General features: G+C 54.6%; 18 protein-coding genes. 3 read left to right on the forward strand and 15 right to left on the reverse strand.

The annotated features are described in order from the left end of the window. Positions 1-160: 160 nt before the first annotated feature. Positions 161-1,060, forward strand: coding sequence for a ParA family protein (locus UH5x_RS00760; protein WP_047814739.1), 900 nt, complete (start codon positions 161-163; stop codon positions 1,058-1,060). Between the two features lie 276 nt (positions 1,061-1,336). On the opposite strand, the gene UH5x_RS00765 is transcribed toward UH5x_RS00760, so the two are convergent. The 5 genes from UH5x_RS00765 to UH5x_RS00785 all read right to left on the reverse strand — a co-directional run bounded on the left by UH5x_RS00765 (position 1,337) and on the right by UH5x_RS00785 (position 6,930). Continuing rightward, positions 1,337-2,398 carry a linear amide C-N hydrolase gene (locus UH5x_RS00765; protein ID WP_482634367.1) on the reverse strand — a complete coding sequence of 354 codons (1,062 nt, stop codon included), beginning with the start codon at positions 2,396-2,398 and terminating at the stop codon, positions 1,337-1,339. A gap of 1,053 nt (positions 2,399-3,451) precedes the next feature. Further along, positions 3,452-3,688, reverse strand: a complete 237-nt coding sequence (locus tag UH5x_RS00770) for a hypothetical protein (RefSeq protein ID WP_482634368.1) — start codon at positions 3,686-3,688, stop codon at positions 3,452-3,454. Positions 3,689-4,883: 1,195 nt separating this feature from the next. Continuing rightward, positions 4,884-5,180: a type II toxin-antitoxin system RelE/ParE family toxin gene (locus tag UH5x_RS00775; protein ID WP_482634369.1), complete on the reverse strand. Its 297-nt coding sequence runs from the start codon at positions 5,178-5,180 to the stop codon at positions 4,884-4,886. Next, positions 5,180-5,401 (reverse strand): addiction module protein, encoded by a 222-nt coding sequence (locus UH5x_RS00780; RefSeq protein WP_047814599.1) that lies wholly within the window; start codon positions 5,399-5,401, stop codon positions 5,180-5,182. Before UH5x_RS00780 ends, UH5x_RS00775 begins: the two co-directional genes overlap by 1 nt. 368 nt (positions 5,402-5,769) lie before the next feature. Continuing rightward, positions 5,770-6,930, reverse strand: coding sequence for a transposase (locus UH5x_RS00785; protein ID WP_482634370.1), 1,161 nt, complete (start codon positions 6,928-6,930; stop codon positions 5,770-5,772). On the opposite strand from UH5x_RS00785, the gene UH5x_RS00790 reads away from it, so the two are divergent. After that, positions 6,929-7,099, forward strand: coding sequence for a hypothetical protein (locus tag UH5x_RS00790; RefSeq protein ID WP_482634371.1), 171 nt, complete (start codon positions 6,929-6,931; stop codon positions 7,097-7,099). The two genes, UH5x_RS00785 and UH5x_RS00790, sit on opposite strands and share 2 nt — an antisense overlap. 352 nt (positions 7,100-7,451) lie before the next feature. On the opposite strand, the gene UH5x_RS00795 is transcribed toward UH5x_RS00790, so the two are convergent. The 9 genes from UH5x_RS00795 to UH5x_RS00835 form a co-directional block, all read right to left on the reverse strand. Next, entirely contained in the window at positions 7,452-8,009 is a 558-nt protein-coding gene (locus tag UH5x_RS00795; protein ID WP_482634372.1) for a hypothetical protein, read from the reverse strand. 94 nt (positions 8,010-8,103) lie between these two features. Further along, on the reverse strand, positions 8,104-8,556 hold the full coding sequence (locus UH5x_RS00800) for a protein-tyrosine phosphatase family protein (protein WP_053061249.1): 453 nt from the start codon (positions 8,554-8,556) through the stop codon (positions 8,104-8,106). 132 nt (positions 8,557-8,688) lie between these two features. Further along, positions 8,689-9,444 carry a hypothetical protein gene (locus tag UH5x_RS00805; protein WP_482634373.1) on the reverse strand — a complete coding sequence of 252 codons (756 nt, stop codon included), beginning with the start codon at positions 9,442-9,444 and terminating at the stop codon, positions 8,689-8,691. Positions 9,445-9,572: 128 nt separating this feature from the next. Then, positions 9,573-10,016 carry a hypothetical protein gene (locus UH5x_RS00810; RefSeq protein ID WP_482634374.1) on the reverse strand — a complete coding sequence of 148 codons (444 nt, stop codon included), beginning with the start codon at positions 10,014-10,016 and terminating at the stop codon, positions 9,573-9,575. Positions 10,017-10,172: 156 nt separating this feature from the next. Next, entirely contained in the window at positions 10,173-10,493 is a 321-nt protein-coding gene (locus UH5x_RS00815) for a hypothetical protein (protein WP_007336647.1), read from the reverse strand. Positions 10,494-10,620: 127 nt separating this feature from the next. Beyond that, complete coding sequence (locus UH5x_RS00820; protein ID WP_482634375.1) at positions 10,621-11,199, reverse strand: hypothetical protein; 579 nt, start codon at positions 11,197-11,199, stop codon at positions 10,621-10,623. Positions 11,200-11,321: 122 nt separating this feature from the next. Further along, positions 11,322-11,927, reverse strand: coding sequence for a hypothetical protein (locus tag UH5x_RS00825; RefSeq protein WP_482634376.1), 606 nt, complete (start codon positions 11,925-11,927; stop codon positions 11,322-11,324). 101 nt (positions 11,928-12,028) lie between these two features. Further along, the gene (locus UH5x_RS00830) at positions 12,029-12,379 is read right to left on the reverse strand and encodes a hypothetical protein (protein ID WP_482634377.1); all 351 of its coding nucleotides are present in this window, start codon (positions 12,377-12,379) and stop codon (positions 12,029-12,031) included. Between the two features lie 160 nt (positions 12,380-12,539). Continuing rightward, positions 12,540-13,100 carry a hypothetical protein gene (locus UH5x_RS00835; RefSeq protein ID WP_047813072.1) on the reverse strand — a complete coding sequence of 187 codons (561 nt, stop codon included), beginning with the start codon at positions 13,098-13,100 and terminating at the stop codon, positions 12,540-12,542. Positions 13,101-13,552: 452 nt separating this feature from the next. On the opposite strand from UH5x_RS00835, the gene UH5x_RS00840 reads away from it, so the two are divergent. After that, a complete protein-coding gene (locus UH5x_RS00840) occupies positions 13,553-13,987 on the forward strand; it encodes a hypothetical protein (RefSeq protein ID WP_482634378.1) in 435 nt (144 codons plus the stop codon). An 81-nt stretch (positions 13,988-14,068) separates the two neighbouring features. Here UH5x_RS00840 and UH5x_RS00845 read toward each other — a convergent pair whose 3' ends face one another. Beyond that, positions 14,069-14,260, reverse strand: coding sequence for a hypothetical protein (locus tag UH5x_RS00845; protein ID WP_482634379.1), 192 nt, complete (start codon positions 14,258-14,260; stop codon positions 14,069-14,071). Positions 14,261-14,609 lie beyond the last annotated feature (349 nt).

Raw genomic sequence — 14,609 nt, forward strand, 5'->3', positions numbered from 1 at the left:
ATGGGCGACTTTTGTCGGCAGCAAAAGCCTATTCGTCTGTTTTTCGAGGGCGCGGATTGAGCGTTCGTGAGTTTGTGGTGAATTCTTGAGTGGACGCGATCCCCGCTCGGGGGTGGTGTTTTGTGAGATGCCTCTGAACCCCTCAAACGATCGAAAGCCCATGCCTGTTCTCTTGATGATCAATCTCAAAGGTGGAGTTGGAAAAACCGCTTCGACGGTCGCCATCGCGGAGACACTGGCAGAGGAAGGTTACAAGACCTTGGTGATCGATGCGGACCACCAGAGCATGGCGGGGGAATTGTTGTTGGGCGAACAGCGGATGCTTCAGTGTGAGAAACGGAAACGCACGCTGCACGACGTGTTCTTGGAGATGTGCGATCCCGATTTTGAAGTCGATGACCTGCGAACGTTCATCGCTCAAGAAACATCGAACGTCGCGACAGTGCATGACTTCTTGGATGTGATCCCTTGTTCGTTTCGGATCGATGACTTTTACAACAATGCGTTTCGTTCCAAGCGTCGCTCGGGTTTGTTCGACACCGAACGAGATTTGTTCACTCAAATCAAGAAACAGATGCCGGGAGTGAAGAGCTGGCTCAACGAACTGTATGACTTCGTGATTGTGGATTGTCCGCCCAGCATTGCGATGCAAGTCAAAATGTTTCTGCGGATCGCGGATGGTTGCGTGATTCCATCCATCCCGGACCAATTGTCGGTGCGAGGATCAGCGAATTTGGTCGATCGGCTGAAACGTTTTCGTGTTGACTCACTCGGGACTTTGTGGACGTTGTATCGCCAGCAGACGCCACTTCACCGCGCGATGGTTTCCGATCCTTTCGCGAAGTTGCCCACCCCGTTTGAGTCGGTCATTCCCAACGCGGCCCAATTGGCCAGGGCTGTCGACCCACGCGAGCTGAGCACCCCGCATCCAAATTGCGATGCCAAGTACGGGCGGCAGTTCGCCGCTCGCTATCGAGAGCTCTGCGGTGAGATCATTTCACGACTCCGCAACTTGGATGTTCCCGTGAGCCAGCGACAAGAAGAACTGATCTGCTTGTGAGACCTTGCTGGGGAACAAGTTTTCCCGCGTGCCTGCTCAAGCAACGCGTGAACAACAAGTGACGATGTTAGCGGTGTGGCGCAAGCCGCCCGGTGAGGAACCGGAGGGCTCGCGCCCTTCCGCTACGTCACTTGTTGTTCACATGGTTCTTAAGCAGGTCAGCAGGAATGATCGGGCATCATCATGTGAGCCGTTTGGGCGTTAGCCCCGGTTATACGTGGGAGCAACGGCGATTACCGAAACAGCCCAAATGCCGAAAGACTCCTGCCGACCTGCTTAGAACGGAGGTTCAGCCACTGGTGTGAATTCTTTGTTCACATTGCCTGACAGATGAATGTCATCTGGGTTGAGCGTGAGAACCGGGGAGCCTGGAGAAAGATCCAAGTCCTCCAGATTCACCCAAATGACGTTGGGGCTCGTTGTCAGCTCAAAGAAGAAACGTCTGGCCTCCAGGTTCACGACGGTGCGGTATTCGGTGTCGTAGATCGTTCCAGGCGTTTTGTAAGGCGCATTGAATGGCACCGAAGCGTTTCGAGCGAGAGACAATGTCGTGGCAATTGCTTCTCGTTCTCCCTCGGGTTTGCGAAGCGTCTTCAAGAAATAGTTGGCTCGTACAAAGCGATCGATTGGATTGACGTTGCCGGGCAGCGGGGTTTGGCGTGTCGCGTTCGTGAAATCCCACTTCTCTAGCTCAAGGAGTTGTTGATCGTAGGGTGGATCATTGGTCACCACTCGATGTTCCGATCCATGGTAGATTTTTGGTTGGCCATCGACGTATTCGATGATCGCGGAATCTCCGGATGCATCTTCGATTGCTAAGTGAAGCGACGTCTTGAAGCCGGCGTGCTCGACCATGATTGGTTGAACGTCTTTCATTCTCTCCAGGGCTTCTTCGACCGTGGCCGCGTTGTCGAGCAAGTACTGCCCCCAAAGGCCCGCATGGAGCCCCGCTTTCTCTGGATTTCGCGGCCCATAGTCGGTGGCGGTTAGGAACAGCAAGTGCATTGCAAGTCCCTTTTCGTTCAAACCGTCGACCGATGCCAGGCCATAAGCGGAAACGACGACCGATCCATAGCGAGATGTCCAGGTGAGTGGATTCTCGTCACCAATGTCAATCGGTCCAACCCGGCCTCCATCTCGAGGCATGCCTCTCGGGAAAATATACAGTCTTGGTTCCGTTGATTCTGCCCAATCCATCGTCCGTCCCGCGACGGCGAGGACGCCATTGGTATTCCACAGAATGCGTGTGCATGCCAGAGCGGTCGAGGCCGACATTGCCAACGCAATCGCTAGGATCGACCACATCGAATCATGAAAAAAATGTTGCGGTGCCGCCATGCTTCAGGTCCTTGGTTTGTTAGAAGAAATGTCACTCGCTTGAAACGAGTTTGCGCGCGGCCTGTCTGCTTCGTTCTGGCTGAGTTTGCATTGTGTCAGATCAGATCACGTCCCATGCTGCTCGGCATTGTCCGGCAGGGAGTTGAGATTGCAAGGCGAGTGGTCTGTCACAGCTAATAGTTAGGGTTGGTCGTAGTGGACGAGGCCACGAGTCCTTGGATTTGACGCCAGTTCATGACTCGTCGCCTCGTCCACTACCCCAGGGATAGGTCGTGACAGACCACTAAGGATCCGGAAGGCAGGATCCGGAAGGTGCCATCCACCAATCGCCATTCAGGATCCGGAAGGTGCCATCCACCAATCGCCATTCATCGTTGATCGGACGATTGCCGCACCACGGTCGACTTCGAGGCAGCAAGTAGGCCGGATCAAGCCGCTTCGGCGCCGTTCCGGCGCCGCTCCGGCAGACACGTTCTTTGCATTCGGCGTGCATCTGGTCGGGAACTCTCGTTCACAAACTTCGGAGCAGCCCCACTGCCCCCAATGATTCCGTCGCGTCGAATGCGTTTGCCTGTCGGATTGCGTCGCTTTGCCCTGCGTTTCTCCTGGAGGACTTCGACGGGTGTCTTTCGGATTTTACGACGATTGTGGTAGCTCTTTTGTGCATTTTGCACAGACAGTAGCCGCACGATCAACGCTCGATTGGCAGGAAGGGCAGGTTTTCTGAGCTCGTCCGGCCAGGTTCAACAGCAAGAAGAGCGGCCCAAATACAACTGCATGCGGCAACGAGAAAATTACAACAAACAATGCACGCTCCGGGCGTGCCGATTTCGTGAGAAGCAAGAAAGAGCCAGTCAGACCGAGTCCGATCCAAACAAGGATATAGGGAATGAATGCCATGGCGGGGCCGGGAGTGAGTCGTTTGGGTGTCGTAAGTCTCTGCCGCTCGACCAGCGAAGTCGATGCCTTGTCATTCGGAAAACGATAGACATCACGGGGGACGGAGGGAAACTTTCCACTTCAAAGACCGCGCAAGCCGTCCTCCCGTGCATGTCATGGTTCGCCGCCGTCCTGGTCGCTGAGGTACACGTGACGCCGCGATTGAATTTCGTCTTGCGTAAGGTTGCGGAATCCATTGTTGGCGCAAGGACGCCCGAACGCAAGCATGACCGGTGCAATGCACGCGATCGCCAGCGGTGCCGGCAGCAATCCCACAATCCAGATGTGGTTAAGGAACCGAATTGGGTCAGCGGACAACCAGCGATACGCGGCAAACACCAAGACGAGCATGACAACAACCCAAGACGCGGCGATAGGAAAGGGCAATCGCAGGAAAAGGCGTGTGCTGCAGTGAGGGCATTTGAGTAGCGGAACAGCTAGTCGCAAACGATTGACCGATAATCGGCACACAGGACAGTCGTTGGTAGACCGAGCCGTATCGTCGAATGCTGTCTGGGCCGTCGGTTCGTATGGATTCGCCATCAGCGATTCAACTTCAGTCGGCGAACGACCGGCGTCACCGGGCGGGGAGAGTAGAGTTGTCCATTTCGTATCCGCCGGCAAGCCCCGCTCCGTGTGCAGTACGCCCGACATGGGCGTGATCTTGTGGGGTGCAAGTCCCCTGTACTTCGTTCCGGTTTCTTTCGAGGAGTCAGTCTACCAAATGTAGCTCTGAAGAAAGGCAGTCCGAGGCCATTCACCAAGCAACCCGGAGCAACTGCGGGGAGGTGACAAACCGTGGGGAGGAAGCCTGCGAAGATGATCGGTAAGCCAGCAAAGAATCGTCGCTGGACATCTTCTCGCCAAGACCCGCCAGGTGACGTACAGAAACTTGATACGAGGCCGACGTCTCCAGGCCCGTCGCGGAGCGATCCCTTGGATCACAGTGGGCTGCTGACCGAGAAGCCGAACCGGAAGCCCGGCGGATGCCTTGATGGAGTTCTGAGCGGAGGTAGATCAAGCACTTGGGCGGGGACAGATCACGTGTTCTTGAGCGATCAAGGACGTCCCTTTTTCGGGGAGATCTCGATGCGTACCCGTGAGTAGGGCTTGCCCGAAAGGCGGGGCGGAATGCGGCAACGTATGACCGTGCAGAGAGAAGTCAGCAGAGGACATCGTCGTCGGCCCCGGTGGTCGACGAAGGCCGGAAGGGAACGAGCAAGCACGGTTCGGCTTCATCTCGCGAAGGAGCCGTTGCCGGATGGCAATCTCTTAGCGGCGAAGTTGTCGGTCCAATGGCTTGGGGCATCGCGGCGACGCGCTGACTTGAAACTCGTGCTCAACCTCCTCGGCAGGTCGGCAGGAATGATCGGGCATCATCATGTGAGCCGTTTGGGCGTTCGCCCCGGTTGTACGTGGGAGCAACGACGCTTACCGAAACAGTCCAAATGCCGAAAGACTCCTGCCGACCTGCCTCGTGCGGTCCCGCATGCTAGGTGGTGTGGGAGGGGGTCCAGGCAACCGGGCCCTTATCCCGATTTGATGGTTATCTGTTGCGGTGAATGAACGAGGATTCATCGCGGCCACTGCCCATTAGCGCGACGACCAGGATATCGCTACCTTCGACCCTGAAATGGATGATGTAGGGGAACCGCTTTAGTCGGCACGGGCGCAGTCCGCTCTTGGTGATCGCGAACAAAAGTGGGTTGTGCTGGATTCGGCGTATCGCCGAAGCGTATTCGGCAACAAATTCATCGCCGAGTCCCGCGCGTTTGTCGTCGTACCAAGCGGCGGCCTCGCAGACATCATCTTCGATCTCCGGACGATACGAAAGATGCCACATCACCGCCGCTTCGCGATGCGCCGCATCATTTCGTCGTGCGATATGGCAGTCGATGGATCTGCGTCGTGTGCAGCAAGACGACGGTCAATTTCGGCTTGCTGCTCCGCAGACGGCGAAAGGTCAACATCGTCAGGCAGCGTATCCCAGATCGCATGCACGACACGCAAGCGATCCCCCACCGGAAGTGTGGAAAGGTCGGAAATTGCTTGGTCAACGTTCATGGTATGTCCTCCGGCCATACTCTAGTCGACAGTAGGCCGAGGGTCGAGCGAGCAAACTGCTCGCGAATCACAGTGTTGTCAGTGGGATCACGTCCAAGGTCATCGGGTAAGGGAACTCGTAAGGTGCCAGGGAACTCGTAACGTGCCAGCCACTTTGTGAATTGGGCCGGGGCGGGCACTTCGTTGGGCGGACGATGGATTGGAAGCGGTTGCCCCGGTTTTCGATCTTTCCCACAGGCCTGGCTGACGACGTCGAGTACTTTGGCTTGGTGGTGTTGCCGTACAAGCGCAGCAGAGAAGAACAGTTGGTCTCAACTGTCCTGTTGGATCATGCACGAACGCGAGTTCGGCGATTGCTTCGAGACTGCTTAGCTGAAGCAGGCGGCCGCTTGGACTTGACCGCGATGGTGGTGACGGCCGGTGCGTTCAGCGTCGGCTTTCAGGGATTCTGGGCGACCGACGCAACTCGTCTTGCCGAAGTACTTCTGCCAATCCCACACCAAGTCTCGCCACATGGATGCGTCGATCCCAACTTCGGAAAGCGTCTTCGCGAGACGCTTGGGTAACTCCGCAACCTGACCGGCAACCGATTGGGCTGCTGTCCAGTCCAGCAGACGCTTGTAGTCGCACCAACGAATGTTCAAGAACCCCCGGTCACTGCTGCGAAATCCTTTCGTGTGGACTTGCGGTTCAGTGGACAGTTGAGTTTCGCCCAGTGTCAGGGGGCTCAACCATCCATCACGCCGGATTCGTTTCCCCGTCGGATTGCGACGCTTCGTCTTGCGTTTTTGCTGGAGGACTTCGAGCGGCGTTTCTCGAATGTTGCGTCCGGCTTCTTCCGTTGGAATCGGCTTGAGATCAAACGCGGCGGAAGGGATTTGTTCGCCCTTGCGAGCTTCGATTCGGTCGTAGGCACTGGTGTGCAGACTGGACTCAGGGGACGCTGTCATTGCCGCACGGACTGGATTCAAATCGACGTACATACTGCACGCCAGCAAGCCTGCTTCATCGACAATTTTTTGAGCCTTGAAACGCCCCTCCCAAAACCTGCCGGTGCACTCGTCTTGTTTGTTCGCCATCCTGGCAATCGGTTCCGCCAAGGCTCTCATGAACCAAGAGATGTCCGACAGTCGAAGGCGGACTTCGGCCAATCGTTCTTTGTTCCGGACGAGCATCTGAACGTCGTTTTCAGTGGGCTCGGCCAAGTGTTCTTCAAGTCGTCGGCCAGGGAAGACACGCAGCCAGCGAATCGCCACTTCCTCATCGCTCCACTGGGCGCAGACGTCCGGGCGATTGCGGAGAATCTGATGAAGGTGATTGCTCATCACCGCGTAGGAAAGGACATCGACGGCGAACACCGAGGCGAGGGCTTCCATCCGCCGGCGAATCCATTCCTTGCGGAACGAGTAGTCCTTGCCTGTCGCGTGATCGACACCTGCGAGGAAGGCTCGCCGCACACACCGCTGAACGACATGCACGATCCCAACTTCGCTCGCATCAAACTGTTCACATCGCTGAGGCCGCGGCATGGCAAAGCTCTCCCTCTCGGAACCGACTGACAAGACAACTGGATCCTACGCAGCGGCGGTTGGGAGTCAAGGTTTGGTGGGTGGCACCATCCATCCGCCGGTACGACTCAAGGTGACCCATTTTCGCAGCACCGATTGCGATGGCGATCAGAAAGATGAAATGGATTAGCATCCCAACGAGCGGAGGAATCGCACCGCCAACCGGTTCGCCGCGGAACGCAACGACGACGACAGAGACAATAGCAATTGCCGGGAAAACGGATTGAATCGACGCCATGATGAGCAACGCTGTCGCTGGTCGCGACAGTCGCGTGCGCACCTCGTCGTGTTCTCGGGTGGCATCACGAACGATACTAGACGACGTCGGTGATTGGTACGGGTTTGTCAATCAAGCGTCCAATGTACGGCAAATATTGATTCAGTCGGCGAACGTAGCCGTAACTGGGCGGCGACGAGAGACTGTCTATTGTATAAAGATGCGACTTCGCCGCTCCAGTTCACGGCATTGTTATTCGCACGGTCTACTCAGGCACTCGCCGAGACAAATCCCATGTTGCATTTTTGAATAGTTTATCGCTGTTGGATGATGCCAGCAGATCGCCAAGTTGCTGTGAATGAATCAGGTTAACGTCGAGTGGATCCCCTCTCCTCTCTTGTATGGCACCCTCGATTACGCCGTCTCTAACTAAGTCGCGAAACACACCAGGATCACAGAAGCGAATAGTCATTTGATCATCACGGAGACTTGAGAGTAGAGCAAAAACGAAGGCACGATTTTCAGGTTTGCCGAACGACGTGAAAATCAATGTGCGATCACCGACACTTCTGATGTCGAGAAGAGATTTGCTGATATGGATTGGTTCTGTTCCGGGTTCTCTGTTGGGCAAGGTCATAGTCAAACCCGATGATGGAGCGTATGCAAATCGGTATTTGCTTCCAGTGCGGTCGGACCAGTCACCAGCGAGTGTTTTCGCAATTTCTGGATCGGCAGGATCGCCAAATGGTGCGTCCACGGTAACCTTGTCGCAACCGGCGAGGCATGCGATGAGAAGAACAGTGTAGCCTGTGAAATGCTTCATGACCTGACTCGAATAACGGAACACATCACCGAGTCGGGACGGTCGATGTTCCATTTGGAAAAGGCCGCAAGCCCGACTTCGGTGCATGTGATGGTTATCCGCCGTTTTGGGATACGTTGGATTGAATCATCGTAGTGTGAATCGACGCGACCGACGACAGCAGCGCAGGAGAGATGTCGTGCGGTGAGTCACGGACTATTTCGGAAAGTGAATCGTCGAGCGAACAGTCACAAATTAGCGACAAAGCAGCGGAGGCGATGACGGGCGAACGACTCATGCCAGCGGAACAAGCGACAAGCGTGGGGAAGCCGTCAGTCAAAAGTGAATACAGGGCGGTGATTGCGGTGCGAATCAGTTGCGGCGAGTTCGATCCGTCGTCGTGGAGTGGGAATCGGCAGTAGATGATGTCGCGGCCAAGTTGTGCGGGGGATTCGTTGGCGGCAAGGTCAACCACGGCGGAGATGTTGCGGTCGTAGAGTTGTCGCAAGTCACGGGCATTGATCGCGTCGCCGATGAGGAGCAGATCATGGTGAGTGTTGCGAATCAACGTGGCGGTTCCGGCGTGCGGTTTTCAGTCGGATAACGTCAACGATCAGCCGGCGGCGACGGTAGATTCACCACTTCGAAACGCCCGACTTCGCCGCTCGGTTGCATCGTATTGTTCGCCAGCCCGTCTTGCCTAGCGAGTGACTGAGGTCGAATCGAACTGCAAAAGCTTTCCAAGCTCGAATATTCGTTCTGTCACTAAGTCTCGTTGGCCGTCATTAATGTCTCGAAGCAAAAATTTCACCGAGCCTCTTCTATCCAGATCAAGATTGGCTACAGCATCTACGGATGCATCTACAATGCTAGCGGGAAGCAACCCGCCATCGAGGCCGACGTCTTGCACAACTAGTGCACAGTCGGCATCGGATGCAAAAAACTTTGACAGCGGATTCAAAACCGGATAGGCCTTAACGCCGTCTCTAATTGTAGCTGGCTCCGGCTTGGTTGGGGCATCAACGTCAGACCGGAGATTCTTCGTTAGTGTATCCCAGGTAGTCTTCACGTTGCTAAAAAGGCCGTCGGCGGTAAAGCTTTCAAATCCCGAGTCGTGCAAAAAGCCAATCACCGCATACCTGAACAACGAGGAAACCTCTGGGTTGCGTTCCGCTTGGAAAATCCGAACATGTATATGTTGATTAGTGTTCTGGTATGGGGCCAGCTTTCTCTTCAGCGTGGAGAAATCTGAGGTAGCGAAGGACGCTGCGTCGATCAGCACAAACACGTCAGCACGTTTCGGAACAAGTTCACGCTGCAAATCCGTTTCGATCCGGAACACGTAAGAGCTTGACTGAGCGAAGCTTGTACCTGGGCAGGCTAAAGCTACAGCAGCGCCTCCGCCCAGCAACAATAGCAACATGCGTTTCAGCAGACCGGCTGTCAAGGATTGCATTCTTCTGTCCCAGTCCAAAAGGTTGAGAGTAACGAGGGGGCTATGTTTTGGCGAACGGCGGACATCACGGGGCACGGAGAGTTGACTATCCATTGCGAAAAACGCCGCAAGCCGTGCTCCCGTGCATGTCATGGTTCGCCCACTTCTTCTGTTTCGGGCGACGTGTAGTCTACCATTTCGTGAGACCATCGCGGGTCACCATTCGAATGTTCGACAGGAGCGTCCGAGATTGAGTGGATGTATCGGTCTACGAGGACATCATAATCGTCGCGTGTTTCGTACGTCGGACGAAAGTCGTCACGCAGTACCCGCAATTCGGTGAGGACGTCGTCGGCCTTATCGTTCTCAAGTTCAATGATCGTGTTTTGAATCAGGTCTTTTGTTGCTTCGGAGAAGTAAATGTTGGATTGCAGGCGATCAAGCGATCCGACGATCCACGCAACACCGAATGACATCGCGATCGCGCAAACGCCCAACGTGATTCGCGCAGCGCGGTTGTCGTAGAACTCGGCGATCAGCCAAGCGATGGGAAATGCGACGACAAGCAGTAGGATCAATTCAAGCACAGGCATGCACCGACGTTGCAGTCACAATCTCGTTGGGCGAACGTTACCAATCACCCGGCGGCGACGAGAGATTGTCCATTTGAAAACGCCCGACTTCGCCGCTCGGGTGCATTGGATGGTTCCCCGCATCGTTGGCGACGAACACACGAATCACATTGGTCATCAATCTGGATCGGGACCGGAAAGGAATTTGTGCCAGTCTAACACAGAATCCACCATCGCCTGTCGGTCGACAAACCGCCGACGAACTTGGTCCATGGAAGTGAGATTGATGGCATCAAGTTTTGTTCCGCCATTTTGCTTCCAACGTTGGAAATCGTCGAACTTAGCGAATCGGTAGAAATGAAACGGAACATCGCAATCGGTGCTGCTGCGTTCCGTCTTGAAGAATCCCAAATACACCCAAGTTACGATTTCCAAGTAATCGCGGTCCTCAACCACTGTGCAATTGCATTCGTAGCAGACCTCATTTTCAGAAAACATTGAGTAGTCTTGAATCGTTGCCAGTCAGTCGGGGAACGTCGGTGGTCACCCGGCACGCGCGGTTGACTCTCCACTTCAAAACGCCCGGCTCGCGTGCTCGGGTGCACCACATTGTTACCCGATGCGTTTATTCTTCGTCCAAGGAAAATGACAGTAACGATTTTCTTGCGATCGGACCAAGCGATTCAAACCCGGATTCGTGGCAGTTGAAATTGAGCACATATAGCCCGGTGCCAGCGTCAACATAGCAGCCGATCGAAAACACCTTGTTCGTTTTTCCACGATCCGCAACGTCCTGACTATACGACATCAAGAGCGCTGGGTATCCATCCAGATTGATCTGCTCACTGTCGATAAGTTCCCATTTGTCGCGGCCCTCTGCTCTCTTCTTGACAATCTCCTTTTTGAGTTTGCTCAAGTCTTTCGTTGCTTTCGTGTGGAAAAATGCATTGATCGATGCGCCATGGGCACGATCTGGAGGCACGACTAAAAGAAGTGCCTCCTTGGACACGGAAAGGTTTTCCCATCCAGCGGGCGGCTTGATAGTCGCATTTGAATTTCCGAGTTGAGTCGACTTACCAAGAACTGCTTCTTGAGCACTGTCGTCAGCCGCCGTCGCGGTAGCAGGCGATGAGCAAAAGATCGCCATCATGACTAGCACGATGCAAAAGATTCCCGTGACGTTTAAAAGAGGATTCTGATTCATCGGAGGCCTTTTCTCTGAAAGTGTTGGATGCTTGACTCGGGTAACGGCGGCGGTAACCCAGTCGCCGCGATTGATGATGATTTAAGGAACGACGCTATCGGCGACTTGGGTTCACCGCATGGTTATCGCACTTTTGGGTTTTTAGCGACGACGACGCAATAGTAGTCGTAGATGCGGTTCTCGTCGTGACTTCGGAACCGACCTACGCAGATCTCGTTGTCCTGCCAACTCGGATTCCGTTCCCATCCCGTGGAAATTGACCCGCCAACGCAGAATTTCTCTTTTGGCATTAGCTTGCTGCTCACACCAAGAATTCTGAGGCGACCAGCAACGACCCATTCGCCGAAACCTGTTGTATCCTCCAAAACATCATTTACCTCCAAGAGACAAACGGAAACAAGTATTTCGTCGGGGTTCTTGCGTGATGAGATGAGACTAGTGGAGACAATCATTTCTGCGTCTTCGCTCGATACCTGAAGGTTTCCACTTACGGATCCAACGGTGTACTCTTGGCTATTGTGTGACGATACACGTCGAATTTCCAATGCAACCGCATTGTCGTCGTTGAAAGGCAGAGTCAAATCGTACGCAAAGAGACGACCGGGATACGCATCGCTTGTATCAAGTGGAATTGCGTCAGGTCGCGAAACGTCAAAATACGACCAAGCGACCGCACCACCACAAAGGCAGGTCGCAAGAATCAGCATCGTAAGGGTTTTGAGTTTCATCTGAGTGCGATAACGGTGGCCGTAACCGGGGACGGCGAGTTGACTTTCCATTCGTAAACGCGATATGCCGTCCTCCGGTTCACGGCATGGTTATCCACGTTTTACGGCGGACCCAATCGCGATCGAATCGCGTCAGCGGCCGCGATGAATCGTTTCGCATCACCGCCATTGTAATGGAACTCGTCAAGCGAATAGGTTAAAGTACCGTCATCGCGCACCATCACCCTGACGTTTGCGACATTTCCCGCCGCAAAAAGCATCATTTCGTATTGGGGCAACCCGGGAAGCCCCGGGCCATCATGTGTAGATTCGACCGGTGCCAATTCACGGAACAGTTGCCGAAACAGCTCGTAGTCGTCTGGCGGAACGTTGATTTCTGTTCCGTCCGGAAAGGTCACCGAAGCGGATTGGATACGGGTGTTCGAGACGATGCGAATGGTTTCGGACGTCATTGGACGCGGCGAGGAATTGAAGCACCCCGAAATCAGCAGCAAGATCGCGAAGATTGTGATACGGAACATCAGATGTGGATAACGCTGGCAATCACGGGGCCGCGACCGTGAAAGCTAGCCAAAGGAAAAGGCGTTATCGCGGCTCCCGTGCATTGCGTTGTTACCCGCCGGCATTAGCTTCCGTCGGAAGAGAGAACAAGATGGGAGCTACGTGCAAATCGATCGAGGCAATCCTTGATCTTGGAATGATGCGCAGATTACCGCGGATTGCTTGCGGGGCTGGATTTGCTGTTGAAGCATCGTTGTATTCAATCATCACAAAATCATCACCAACCGAAACGATCTTTGCATAGATGGCTTGCTGTCGAGGCAGTACGAGCACCTTGCCTATCGCAGCCTGATCCAATTTCCTATCAGACGCAAATCCCTCAAGCTTTCGCTTGAGCCCAAAGTTCTCGCGGGCAGCATGTTCGGCGTTGACTCCGATCTTCTCCAGCTTGGTGTGATTCAAAACGCTTTGGTAATCACTATCGGTATAAATAAATAACCGGACATCGGAACTTCGGTCATGTTCGACGACACCAACGTGCTGACCAGACGCGAGCCACCCAAGAAACGTCTTGGGTGGCCTCGCACTCCCAGCTGCCGATTCGGAAACCCCCTGTGCAAAAGCGTTAAGCGGGAAGGCAAGGATTGCGACCGCAAAAATCAGGCGCGTCATTTGTTCTCCCGTAACGGGCTCAGTCGGGTAACAATAGATTCAACCCTACTCAGTAGGGTCGTATTCGGGAAATTGCATGATACGGGGTAAGTGAGTTGGGGTGTTTGACCAATATCACTCAACTCACTCCCGTGCTCAAAATCTTACCTGCTGCGTGTTGCTGGGGCAATGTTGCCACTCCTGGAAGTCGTTCTGATGACACTAAGCAGGTCGGCAGGAGTGATCAAGCACAACCATGTGAGCCGTTTGGGCGTTCGCCCCGGTTGTGCGTGAAAACCGTGGCTAACGCCAGCGGCTCACATACCCGATGACACCTGCGTACCTGCTTAGCGGGCTTTGAGGTGGACGTGGCGTCGGCGGACGATGTCAGCAAAAGTGAGCGAATACGGTTTCCGAAATGGCTTCGGCGGTACGCACTCACGCATCCCAAAGGGCTGACGAACGAACTGCCTGTGAATCGTGAGACGGTCCTGCGATTTTCGCGTTCTTTACTGGAGGCCGGGGCGCCGGCGTGGCAGCGATGGCAAGCGGTGCGGTCACTGGAGTGCTATCGCGACTTGGTTTTGAAGCGATCGGACCCGAATCGGCATAAAGAATGTCGTCGACTGAGGATCAAGGATGTCTGGTTTGATGAAGGCTGCTTGCTCGTTCGCAACGGCAAGGGGCAAAAAGACCGGATGACGTTCTTGCCAAAACAAGTGATTCCAGATTTGAAGCGTCAAATTGCTTGGGCGACTCAACGACACCAGCAAGATTTGGAGGAGGGATATGACAAGGTGTATCTGCCCTTTGCGCTGTCCCGGAAGTACCCCAATGCGGGGCGTGAGGTTGGGTGGCGATGGGTTCCATCGGTGCGCCGTGAGAATGGACTTCGTCCGCTTGGGTGACCGGTATCCGGTTCCAATGCTTGGGTGTTGCTGGGGGCTCCCCCGTCATCTTCGGGGATCAAGCTGGCTGGTGCAACTGTTTCAGGGCTGGCGGGTGAGATGAAACGCTTTCAGCGTTGATGGGGGCAGTGCGGGGAAGTTGATGCGGCGGGTTGGGAATGGAGGAGCAGTGGCGGTCCGGATTCTTGGCAGGGTGGTCAGTGCGCGAACCGAATGCAGCTCATTGAAAAAGTTAAATTGACAATTGAAAAATGCAAATTGATGCGATTTCATCCACGCATTCCGGCATTTTACAATTGCCAATTTGCACTTTCACTTTTTCAATCGCGACAAACGCAGTATCAATACCATTCGTCGGAAACCGCCCAAATCGCCTGGTTGATTTCATCTTTATCAGCCCAGGCGATGCCCCTGGGTTGTGGTGGGACCAAGATTACAAAGCCCCAACGGGGGCGGTCCTAGCGGGTTTTGGGGAGTCTTTCTTAGGGCCGCCCCGTTGGGGCTGGTGTCGGAATCTCCGCAACGAAACCCCAGGCGATACCTGGGGCTATCTTAGAGCTGCCCCGTTGGGGCGTAGGACAGAACAAAAATCAACGTCGCATTTTCCGTGTCAATACCAACC

Source organism: Rhodopirellula sp. UH5, from assembly GCF_056839225.1.

Bases quoted from the DNA above. Each gene is read 5' to 3' on its own strand.
- UH5x_RS00760 (WP_047814739.1), top strand. From the start codon at position 161: ATGCCTGTTCTCTTGATGATCAATCTCAAAGGTGGAGTTGGAAAAACC.
- UH5x_RS00765 (WP_482634367.1), bottom strand. From the start codon at position 2,398: ATGGCGGCACCGCAACATTTTTTTCATGATTCGATGTGGTCGATCCTA.
- UH5x_RS00770 (WP_482634368.1), bottom strand. From the start codon at position 3,688: ATGCTCGTCTTGGTGTTTGCCGCGTATCGCTGGTTGTCCGCTGACCCA.
- UH5x_RS00775 (WP_482634369.1), bottom strand. From the start codon at position 5,180: ATGTGGCATCTTTCGTATCGTCCGGAGATCGAAGATGATGTCTGCGAG.
- UH5x_RS00780 (WP_047814599.1), bottom strand. From the start codon at position 5,401: ATGAACGTTGACCAAGCAATTTCCGACCTTTCCACACTTCCGGTGGGG.
- UH5x_RS00790 (WP_482634371.1), top strand. From the start codon at position 6,929: ATGGCAAAGCTCTCCCTCTCGGAACCGACTGACAAGACAACTGGATCC.
- UH5x_RS00785 (WP_482634370.1), bottom strand. From the start codon at position 6,930: ATGCCGCGGCCTCAGCGATGTGAACAGTTTGATGCGAGCGAAGTTGGG.
- UH5x_RS00795 (WP_482634372.1), bottom strand. From the start codon at position 8,009: ATGAAGCATTTCACAGGCTACACTGTTCTTCTCATCGCATGCCTCGCC.
- UH5x_RS00805 (WP_482634373.1), bottom strand. From the start codon at position 9,444: ATGCAATCCTTGACAGCCGGTCTGCTGAAACGCATGTTGCTATTGTTG.
- UH5x_RS00810 (WP_482634374.1), bottom strand. From the start codon at position 10,016: ATGCCTGTGCTTGAATTGATCCTACTGCTTGTCGTCGCATTTCCCATC.
- UH5x_RS00815 (WP_007336647.1), bottom strand. From the start codon at position 10,493: ATGTTTTCTGAAAATGAGGTCTGCTACGAATGCAATTGCACAGTGGTT.
- UH5x_RS00820 (WP_482634375.1), bottom strand. From the start codon at position 11,199: ATGAATCAGAATCCTCTTTTAAACGTCACGGGAATCTTTTGCATCGTG.
- UH5x_RS00825 (WP_482634376.1), bottom strand. From the start codon at position 11,927: ATGAAACTCAAAACCCTTACGATGCTGATTCTTGCGACCTGCCTTTGT.
- UH5x_RS00830 (WP_482634377.1), bottom strand. From the start codon at position 12,379: ATGACGTCCGAAACCATTCGCATCGTCTCGAACACCCGTATCCAATCC.
- UH5x_RS00835 (WP_047813072.1), bottom strand. From the start codon at position 13,100: ATGACGCGCCTGATTTTTGCGGTCGCAATCCTTGCCTTCCCGCTTAAC.
- UH5x_RS00845 (WP_482634379.1), bottom strand. From the start codon at position 14,260: ATGAAATCGCATCAATTTGCATTTTTCAATTGTCAATTTAACTTTTTC.